The following is a 6635-nucleotide window of genomic DNA, read 5'->3' as shown; positions in this document are numbered from 1 at the left end:
GTGATCCATATGCCCGTGATCCATATGTCCATGCATGTTTGCCATGATGATGGGTACAGCGATAACCGCCAGTCCCGATATCATCATAATCGCGCCATTTAATTGCCGTAGACGCAGACGCCCAATATGATGGCGTACCCAATTGACTGTTTCATGAGTAGCAACCAGCATAGGAATAGTCCCAAGCCCGAAAGCAAACATCAAAACAGCGCCTGTTAGGGGATCATGACCTACAACGGCAATGAGTAATGCACCATATACAAGACCGCATGGTAAAAAGCCCCAGAGCAAACCCGCTGCTAGTGCGCGAGGAACCGTATTTAAGGGAAACACTTTTGTGCGTAGCGGTGCTAGTGCTTGCCATAAGCGCATACCAAATCGCTCAAGCTTGTTCAAAAAAGGTAGACCGAGCATCGTCAGTCCTACAAACACCAAAACCAGCCCCAGTAAGATGCGAGGCGTACTATTACCAACCATCAGTGGGGCTAATACAGCCGTACCAATCAGACCAGCGACCAATCCTAATAGCGCATAACTGAGTAATCGACCTAAATGATAAGTGGCTATAAGACCGCGCTTTTTTGCTGGGCTAACGTCTTTCATAGACAGCCCAAATGCTGCGACAATCCCACCACACATACCCAAGCAATGCGGTGAACCAAAAAATCCCATTAACAACGCTGCTGTTAACAATGCCATAGTCATAAACATGACTCCTAAAACATAATTGAATCAGTTATTCAGTTTTTTGCAACAACATACAATCCAAGCCACTTACGAGCTTAGATGAGATACTTACTGAATAGGTACTGATATAAATAAATAGCATTTCAAGCCCAATATTTTGGGCAAACGAGTACAAGCCAATCAATCAAAGCAATAAGTAAGCTTATTGATTGATAGCAAGTTATCAATGCACCAATAAAGTATTGAACTATGAATGTTTAAGGTTATTGAAATATGACTTGAGGGGGAGCGCGGGTGAGAGGCCGTAGAAAATGACTAGGATAGTGAGTGGTTGAGTGATATAAAAACGCGACTAATACGGCGGGCAACTCAAACAAAGCAGAGTCAGTGTGTGCAAACACTTTTGGTGTAAGCACCGCCGTCATAGAAAGACAAATATCACAGCTAGAATGTTTTACAGTATCTGGATCAGAGCTTTCAGCGTGATGCTTGCTATGTAATTGTTTTGACGACAGTTCTGTGTGGGTATTTACTGTTGAAGTCGATGATAAGGAATTCGAAACGGTATGATGGTGCAGATGATAAGCTGCGCTATCATCAGGCATATTGTGTGCGGTATAAGTAATATCAGCCTGTATTTGCTCATACTGCTTAGCGGTTGATACAACAGGTGCAAGCTGAATACAAATGCCGTGACCTAAATGGGCATTATCATCCCATAGAGGCGTCAGCAACATTGAGACATGCATGATCCAGGCAAAGCACGCAAGCAGCATGCCAAACCATAACGTTACTGGTGATGAGTGTCGTAGAGTGAGCGTTCGCCACTTAATAAGCATGGGATTATCATCTGTCACCAGATATTTTTACACAGGTAACATTCATAGAGAGAACAGATGTTTTCTAGCAAAATATTCTAACATAAACACAAAGAACGCTATTTTATGACAGTTAATCAGATATTTACAAGGGTTATAACACTAGATTATAGCAATCCAGGGACTGCATATGCACGGTTGCAAATAAAATCACGTCAAAGTAGGCTGAAGAAAGTGCCTAGGATTATTTTCTCTCGTATATATTTATTTTATTGATTTGTAACTATAAATCATGATTCTCTTAATCATAATAAACCTCTCATCGAATCGTTAGTTTACCAAGTATACCTCTACGGTTTGTTTAGCATAGCTAAACAGCACAAAAAAATCAGTCAACCTAGTTTTTTGTGCTGTACGTGGCTCATATGTCGCAGTTTTTATTGCATCACAGGGCTTAAGTCATTTCTTCTTGGGTTTTTCATGCGCAGGCCGATATTGCCGAGTATCAGCATCATGCCACCAATGATTTGGTAGCCCGTCAGCCCCATGTCGAGGAAGACCCAGTTGATCAGGGCTGCGAAGGCGGGGAAAGACAACTCGGCCAAGGTAGCTAGTTGTGCGGGGATCGTTTTCAAGCCTTGGTAGTAAAACCACATACCAATAAAGCCACTTAGTAAGGCCATGACGACAATAAGACTCAAATCTATCGATGTCATCATGGATAATTCATCTGAATGCGCCAATGCTATGGGTAAGAGCACTAACAGCCCAGCAAAAAATCGACCCGACATGATGGCATTCGCCGGTATATGCTGATGGGACAAATACTTACCGCATACAGTGGTAGCGCCCCATGCGATCACCGCAATTAGCGTGTAACCGTAGCCTTTGAACAGACTTATCGTATCGCTTGAATAGTGCCATTGAGCGTTGCCTAACGCGCGTAAATCTGGCCACATCATCACAAAGCTGCCCAGTAAAATGACCGCCGCCCATTGTAAAAAATGCCCTTCAATATGCTCTTTCAGTAACCAATAGGCCAGTAAAATAGCAACGATAGGCTGAAGCTTTTGCAGTAAAATAACGATAGTAGGATTCAAGTAATGGAACGCTTCGGTAAACGCTAAGGTACCTATAGCCGAGCCAATGCCGCCAATAAAAAACAAACTTGAAAATCCGCTGATAGACATATGACGATAAACATGGCGGTAACGCCACAACATGGGGCTGACAAATAATACCAGCGTAATGTGTTCGATAAGAACGATTTGCAAGGTTGAATAACCGGAGCTTAACAACGGGTAGCGGATTAAGGTATCCAATGCCCACATAAAACACGCGATCATGATAAAAAATGTTCCTGCCATCTTGATTTTCTCCAATCAATAAGATGAACAGGGGTGATGAGAATAAATAGTACCAAGCTCCACGTTTAAAAAAGCACATATAAAGCTCCTATTACTAGGAGCATCAAAAGCTTGGTCGATCTTCTATCATCCGGACTGTAACCGTCGGCTCTGGCATCTCACCAGATCTGCTGACCCTTGTTCACAAGGAACAAGGCGCTCGCGGGCTGTTTAGCTGGATGATATCACCCAAGAAAAAATACCGCCGGTGGGGAATTTCGCCCCGCCCCGAAGTTCGATTAATGTAAATTTACGTATTTAACTCTAAATCCATGTCACTCATTAGGCAGTAATTAATAGGCTCTTTAAACCCATCAAGGGCGCAAAAATCTGACTGCCATGCCAACACTTTGGTTATAAATAAAATTTTTCCGTAAGTAAAATCCAGACCTCAAACACGACAATTAAAAACCAATAATAACTATATCTCTTGCGAAAGTACTGTTGTATTGACTTTAAATAACGGAACTTCAACGGCTAGCGCTGACTCATGCAAAAGATCTATTACCATACTTCATTGATTATTAAATGTGTAAAAGACATAAGCCGATAAGCTTATGTCTTGTTTTATGAGCATCTAAAAAAATCAGGAACGGATTTCAAATACATTTTCAATGGTGGCAACAACATGTCCATGACTTGCTTAAACATGTCTAAATACTACGAAGACTTAAAAAATTAAGCTATTAAGTCAGTCCACTCTATAAATGGATTATCCATCAATTTCCAATGTTCAGGACCTTCTGCCATTTCTTCATCATTAAGCAAGCAATTATTGAACTTATCAATAAGATTTGACTCATCCATCTCCATGCCTATTAGCACAATCTCTTGACGCGCATCGCCTGTACTCGTGTCCCAATTACTTTCTATGATGTCACGGTTTTGCTGATCTTGTGGCCATTGCTCTTCAGGAATGGTTGCCCACCAATATCCAGCTAGACCATGTCTAGCCATCGCGCCCGCTTGTGACCAAGAACCTGCCAGTTTGGGATGAGATGCTAGCCAAAAAAAACCTTTAGATCGAATCACACCTTTCCACTCTGTATTAATAAAATCGTAAAACCGCTGCGGATGAAAGGGGCGTCTAGCACGATAAACAAAACTACTGATGCCATACTCTTCCGTTTCAGGTGTATGTTCCCCTCTAAGCTCTTTTAGCCAACCTGGTGCTTCAGAGGCTTCATCAAAATCGAATAAATTTGTGTTCAACAACTTATCTAAATCTACTTGACCAAATTGAGAAATTTCAATATTAGCTCGCGGATTTAACGAGTGAATAATTGCCAGCAATCTTTCTTTTTCAGCATCTGAAATCAAATCAATTTTATTCAACACAATGACGTCACAAAATTCGATTTGATCAATCAATAAGTCGACCACGGTGCGTTGGTCCTCCTCACCCAATGATTCGCCTCGAGACTGTATACTGTCATAAGAGCTATAGTCCTTTAAAAAATTAAAGGCATCAACGACGGTCACCATGGTGTCTAGACGGGCAAACTCACTGAGAGAAAAACCATCATCATCTTCAAAAGTAAAGGTTTCCGCAACAGGTAATGGTTCAGAAATGCCAGTTGATTCGATAACCAGTTGATCAAAACGATTGTCTTCTGCCAGACGTCGCACTTCTATCAATAAATCTTCTCGTAAAGTGCAGCAAATACAGCCATTACTCATTTCTACGAGTTTTTCATCGGTTCTGGACAACTCAGCTCCACCTTCTCTAACCAATGCTGCGTCAATATTTACCTCAGACATATCATTTACGATAACGGCAATGCGTCTACCTTCACGATTATTCAAAATATGATTGAGTAGCGTAGTTTTACCTGCGCCCAAAAACCCGGACAACACAGTCACAGGCAGTTTTTTTTCGATGGCTAAGGAATTACTCATTGGCTCTCTCTTCTCTATCAATTTATATAAGGGTTATAAAAAATACTTGAAAAATATAGGTACGTAAGATTATGAAAAATAAAAAGCATATCGATTGGTTGCGTTTTTGTCTTAAATGGTGCGAGACAAACAAGGTAAGGATTTACTAAGGTGGTCAGGACCCCAAGTTTGGTAACCAGCACTAGCGGTATGAATTTGCTTAAAACTATAAACCTTAAGTCACATGTTTAACGCCGCTCCTTTCTCCTACCAGAACGTACAAAATCTTTTTTTAGCTTCTAAAATTTATATTGCTTCTAATGTATCTAGCACCTCACTACCTATACGGAAATTTGTATAGGTGAAACAGTAAACATCACTATAGTTGCCAAATATCTTGTAATGTTATAACATAACAATAAATAATTCAACTGAGTTCTAAATATTAATGATTAACGATCTTCCTGATATCTCTGAAAACCTAAATGTAGCACCACATTCTTCTTGTTTAGACTGGGTTGGCATGGAGAATATTGCCTTACCTATTTACATAGAAAATACGCTTTGCCCAAGTCAAGTCAATGCTTTCGTGAGCTTAGATGACCCTGCTGTCAAAGGGATTCACATGTCTAGGCTATACATTCGCCTACTAGAATTAGTCAAATTAAAAATACTCAATTTTTCGCACCTCAAAGACACATTGCAAGATTTCCTCAAGAGTCACGAAGGCTTATCTAGCAATGCAAAACTACATATAAAAAGTCAGCTATATGTCGAGCGTCCCGCATTGATCAGTCCGCTGACTGGCTGGAAAAGCTACCCTTTTGAGCTGGTCTGCCAGCTCATTGATCAGCAATTTTTCTTTGAGGTTCAAGTTGAGATCCCGTATTCATCTACTTGTCCTTGTTCGGCTGCCTTATCACGTAGTTTGATTCAGCAGCAGTTTCAAAAAGCATTGTCAGAGAAACGATTTGATCTGACCAATTCAGAAGAAGTTATCGATTGGTTAGGGACTACCGAGGCGATTGTTGCAACCCCGCATAGTCAGCGTAGCGTGGCCCAATTAAGGTTTAAGGTCTCAACTGAGTTAGCTGAACTGCCACTCATCGCAATCATTGACCAAGCAGAACACGCCCTTGCGACACCTGTGCAAACAGCGGTAAAACGGGTAGATGAACAAGCTTTTGCACTGGCAAATGGACAAAACTTGATGTTCTGTGAAGATGCCGTACGGCGGTTACGTCATACATTCTTAGACTATGCCAATATTTTAGGATTTAAATTCAAAGTCATTCATGCAGAAAGCCTGCATGCACATGACGCTGTTGCAGAAGGTTCATGGCAATGGTGAACGCAAGCACGTCTATTTTCTTAGCAATGGAACATGGCAAAAAAGGTCAAAAGTACTGCTTTGATAAGGTGATGAAGCAGATTCCTTGGAATGAGCAAGGCTTGATAGCAGCGATTGCACAAGATGCCCAAACTAAAGAAGTATTAATGTTGGCTTGGGTCAATGCCGAAACGCTCATAGAAACCTTAACCACTAAAAGAGTCTGCTACTGGTCGCGTTCGAGACAAACTTTATGGCGCAAAGGAGAAAGCTCTGGTTATCACCAGCAGCTTATCGATGCCAAATTAGATTGTGATGGAGATGCTGTTTTATTTTCAGTTCAGCAACATGGCCCCGCCTGTCACACCTTGCGACCCAGTTGTTTTTATCTAGGCTTAGAATTGACACAAGTATCAATCTTAAGCAATCCTTTATCCAATACCAATAAGATATCTTATGATTCTTAGATTAACACACCAAGTGCAACGCTAAATTATATTATAGAACACCTGATTG

At 41.1% G+C, this 6635-nt stretch carries 6 protein-coding genes and 1 riboswitch; of the genes, 2 read left to right on the top strand and 4 right to left on the bottom strand.

The window, feature by feature from the left end:
- The 4 genes from ACT3TU_RS13260 to zigA form a co-directional block, all read right to left on the bottom strand.
- A partial coding sequence (locus ACT3TU_RS13260; RefSeq protein WP_444784474.1) for a sulfite exporter TauE/SafE family protein occupies positions 1-705 on the bottom strand: 705 nt, incomplete at its 3' end.
- Between the two features lie 245 nt (positions 706-950).
- Positions 951-1526 (bottom strand): hypothetical protein, encoded by a 576-nt coding sequence (locus ACT3TU_RS13255; protein ID WP_143516795.1) that lies wholly within the window; start codon positions 1524-1526, stop codon positions 951-953.
- Between the two features lie 416 nt (positions 1527-1942).
- Complete coding sequence (locus tag ACT3TU_RS13250) at positions 1943-2872, bottom strand: DMT family transporter (RefSeq protein ID WP_095570149.1); 930 nt, start codon at positions 2870-2872, stop codon at positions 1943-1945.
- Between the two features lie 114 nt (positions 2873-2986).
- Positions 2987-3151, bottom strand: a riboswitch (FMN riboswitch).
- A gap of 438 nt (positions 3152-3589) precedes the next feature.
- Positions 3590-4810: a zinc metallochaperone GTPase ZigA gene (gene zigA, locus ACT3TU_RS13245; protein ID WP_192523582.1), complete on the bottom strand. Its 1221-nt coding sequence runs from the start codon at positions 4808-4810 to the stop codon at positions 3590-3592.
- A 427-nt stretch (positions 4811-5237) separates the two neighbouring features.
- On the opposite strand from zigA, the gene folE2 reads away from it, so the two are divergent.
- Positions 5238-6140 carry a GTP cyclohydrolase FolE2 gene (folE2, locus tag ACT3TU_RS13240; RefSeq protein ID WP_095570151.1) on the top strand — a complete coding sequence of 301 codons (903 nt, stop codon included), beginning with the start codon at positions 5238-5240 and terminating at the stop codon, positions 6138-6140.
- Complete coding sequence (gene hisI / locus ACT3TU_RS13235) at positions 6128-6586, top strand: phosphoribosyl-AMP cyclohydrolase (RefSeq protein WP_179288379.1); 459 nt, start codon at positions 6128-6130, stop codon at positions 6584-6586. The genes folE2 and hisI overlap by 13 nt, the downstream gene beginning before the upstream one ends.
- The last annotated feature ends 49 nt before the right edge of the window (positions 6587-6635 follow it).

The sequence above is a fragment of the Psychrobacter sp. AOP3-A1-26 genome (genome assembly GCF_052378235.1).
Taxonomy (GTDB): Bacteria; Pseudomonadota; Gammaproteobacteria; order Pseudomonadales; family Moraxellaceae; genus Psychrobacter.
This window is presented reverse-complemented; position numbering and strand designations above follow the sequence as displayed.

Excerpts from the sequence above, each read along its gene's own strand:
- ACT3TU_RS13255 (WP_143516795.1), bottom strand. The coding sequence starts at position 1,526 with ATGCTTATTAAGTGGCGAACGCTCACTCTACGACACTCATCACCAGTA.
- ACT3TU_RS13250 (WP_095570149.1), bottom strand. The coding sequence starts at position 2,872 with ATGGCAGGAACATTTTTTATCATGATCGCGTGTTTTATGTGGGCATTG.
- zigA (WP_192523582.1), bottom strand. The coding sequence starts at position 4,810 with ATGAGTAATTCCTTAGCCATCGAAAAAAAACTGCCTGTGACTGTGTTG.
- folE2 (WP_095570151.1), top strand. The coding sequence starts at position 5,238 with ATGATTAACGATCTTCCTGATATCTCTGAAAACCTAAATGTAGCACCA.
- hisI (WP_179288379.1), top strand. The coding sequence starts at position 6,128 with ATGGCAATGGTGAACGCAAGCACGTCTATTTTCTTAGCAATGGAACAT.